At 68.9% G+C, this 2,631-nt stretch carries 4 protein-coding genes; 1 reads left to right on the forward strand and 3 read right to left on the reverse strand.

Going from position 1 to position 2,631, the window contains the following annotated elements:
• Nucleotides 1–663: sensor histidine kinase N-terminal domain-containing protein (locus AC1D01_RS29310; RefSeq protein WP_477872688.1), on the reverse strand; the 663-nt coding region annotated here is incomplete at its 3' end.
• 5 nt (nucleotides 664–668) lie between these two features.
• A complete protein-coding gene (locus AC1D01_RS29315; protein ID WP_477872690.1) occupies nucleotides 669–1,346 on the reverse strand; it encodes a response regulator transcription factor in 678 nt (225 codons plus the stop codon).
• Nucleotides 1,347–1,451: 105 nt separating this feature from the next.
• Between AC1D01_RS29315 and AC1D01_RS29320 the strand changes: the two genes are divergently transcribed.
• Nucleotides 1,452–1,922 (forward strand): nuclear transport factor 2 family protein, encoded by a 471-nt coding sequence (locus AC1D01_RS29320; RefSeq protein ID WP_477872692.1) that lies wholly within the window; start codon nucleotides 1,452–1,454, stop codon nucleotides 1,920–1,922.
• Between the two features lie 110 nt (nucleotides 1,923–2,032).
• Here the strand turns inward: AC1D01_RS29320 and fabG are convergent.
• Nucleotides 2,033–2,631 (reverse strand): 3-oxoacyl-ACP reductase FabG (gene fabG / locus AC1D01_RS29325; protein ID WP_477872694.1); only part of this gene is annotated, 599 nt, incomplete at its 5' end.

The following is a 2,631-nucleotide window of genomic DNA, read 5'->3' on the forward strand; positions in this document are numbered from 1 at the left end:
GTCTTCCACCTCGGCGCGCAGCCGGGCCAGCGGCGCGAGGCCGGTGCGGATGCCGCCCCAGACGATCACCGACATCAGCGCCACCAGCCCCGACAGCGGCAGCGCGGTGTCGACCAGGATCTGGCGCGCGAGCTCCTCGCCGCTCGCGCGGCTGCGCGCCACCTGCACCAGCATGCGCTGCGGCGCGGTCTCGTCGCCGAACGACAGGTACATCGCCGCGACGCGGATGCCCAGCTGGTGGGACTTCTCCTTCATGCTGCCGTTGTAGAAGTAGGTCTCGCCGAGGCGCGCATCGGTGACCGGTGGCGGCGGCAGCTTGTTGTTGCCGAGGATGAACTCGCCGGGCGGCGTGCTGACCATGTAGTACACGCGGTCGTCCGGGTCGGCCTCGATGATGTCCTGCGCGGCGCGCGGGAAATCGATGAACAGGCCGTTGCCGATCGGCTTGACCTGGCGCGCGAGCGCGCGGGTCGCGGTCTTCAGCGCGGCGTCGATCGCGCGGTTGGCGTAGCGGTCGGCGACGTTGTAGGTGACGTAGGCGGCGGCCAGCCACAGCACCAGCTGCGGCAGCAGCAGCCACAGCAGCAGGTGGCGGTGCAGCGAGCGGGTGCCCGGCGTCACGCCGGGCATGCGGCGCAGGGCCAGCTTGAACGGCGACAGCATCGTTCTCAGGAGGAGGCTTCGGCTTCCAGCAGGTAGCCGAGGCCGCGCACGGTGCGGATGGCCAGGCCCGAGCCGTCGAGCTTGCGCCGCAGCCGGTGGATGTAGACCTCGATCGAGCCGGCGTTCGCATCGCCGCGCTCCACCGCCCAGGCTTCGGCGATCTGTTCCTTCGTCACGACCTTGTCACGCTGCGTGAGCAGCAGGTCCATCAGCATCCATTCGCGCGGCGACAGCTCCATCGCCTCGTTGCCGATCGCGGCGCGGCGGGTGTCGCGGTCGAAGCTCAGCCGCCCCATCTCTTGCGCCGACGCGGTGGCCACGCTGCGGGTGCGGCGCAGCAGCGCGCGGATGCGGGCCTCGAGCTCGGGAAAGTCGAAGGGCTTGGTCAGGTAGTCGTCGGCACCGGCGTTCAGCCCGGCGACGCGGTGGTCGAGCCCGTCGAGCGCGGTCAGCACCAACATGGGCAGTGTCGGCCGGGCGGCGCGCACGCGCTTGAGCACCGTCAGGCCGTCGACCAGCGGCAGGCCCAGGTCGAGCACGCCGAGATCGAACTGCTGGCGCAGCAGCAGGTATTCGGCGACGGCGCCATTCGGGGCCACGTCGACCTCGAAGCCGGCCAGCGCCAGGTTGGCGCTGAGGGCATCGGCAAGGATGGCGTCGTCTTCGGCAAGCAGCAACTTCATGTGCGAAGCTTAGCGACTTCAGTGGCGAATCCGCATCGCCGGATACCCGAACGGCTTGCGGTGCTGGCACACTGTGTCGAACTCGATTCCGCCCCGGTGGCCCGCATGCACGACCACGCCGCACTGATCCAACGCTTCTACGAAGGCTTCTGCCGCCGCGACTGGTCCGCGATGGGCAGCTGCTACCACCGCGAGGTCCACTTCACCGATCCGGTGTTCGACCTGCACGGCGCCGATGCGGGAATGATGTGGCGCATGCTCTGCACCAACGGGCGCGACCTGCGGCTCGAGTACACCGGCATCCAGGCCGACGACCAGAACGGCTCGGCGCACTGGGAGGCGAACTACACGTTCTCGGCCACCGGGCGCAAGGTGCTGAACATCATCGATGCGAGTTTCGAGTTCCGCGACGGGCTGATCGTGCGGCACGTCGACCAGTTCGATTTCTGGGCCTGGTCGCGGCAGGCGCTCGGCGCGCCGGGCTGGGCGCTCGGGTGGTCGGGGCTGCTGCAGAACAAGATCAAGGCGAAGGCGGCTTTCAACCTGGCGCAATTCAAGGCGAAGAACCCTTCGTAGAAGAGCCGCGCACAGACGGCGGCAAACAAAACCGTTCGGGCTGAGCCTGTCGAAGCCCTGGCGGCATGCGAACAGACCCTTCGACAAGCTCAGGGCGAACGGGCAGTGCGTTACGCCATGCCGCCGTTGATCGAGATCACCTGGCCGGTGATGTAGCCGGCCTCGTCCCCTGCGAGAAACCCGACAAGCGCCGCCACTTCATCCGCCGTGCCGGCGCGCTTGGCCGGCACCAGCTGGCCGATCGCCTTGTCGTCGAAGGCCTGCGCCGTCATGCGCGACGCGATGATGCCCGGCGCGACCGCGTTCACCGTGATGCCACGGCTCGCCAGCTCCAGCGACAAGGCCTTGGTCGCGCTGTTCAACGCCCCCTTGGCCGCCGCATAGTTCGTCTGCCCGCGGTTGCCCATCACGCCGGCCACCGACGAGAGGTTGATCACCCGGCCCCAGCGCGTGCGGATCATCGGCATCACCAGCGGCTGCGTCACGTTGAAGAAGCCGTGCAGCGACACGTCGATCACGCGGTGCCACTGTTCCTCGCGCATCGCCGGGAACACCGCATCGTCGTGCAGTCCGGCGTTGTTGACGATCACCTGGATCGCGCCGATCTCGGCCAGCGGCAGCAGCGCCGCCTCGCAGGCCGCGCGATCGGTCACGTCGAAGCAGACCGCCTCGGCCGAGCCGCCCGCGGCGTTCAGCTGCAGCGCCAGCA

Source organism: Rhizobacter sp. P3_B12 (genome assembly GCF_056402895.1).

Coding starts and splice junctions, on each gene's coding strand:
- AC1D01_RS29315 (WP_477872690.1), bottom strand. CDS start 1,346: ATGAAGTTGCTGCTTGCCGAAGACGACGCCATCCTTGCCGATGCCCTC.
- AC1D01_RS29320 (WP_477872692.1), top strand. CDS start 1,452: ATGCACGACCACGCCGCACTGATCCAACGCTTCTACGAAGGCTTCTGC.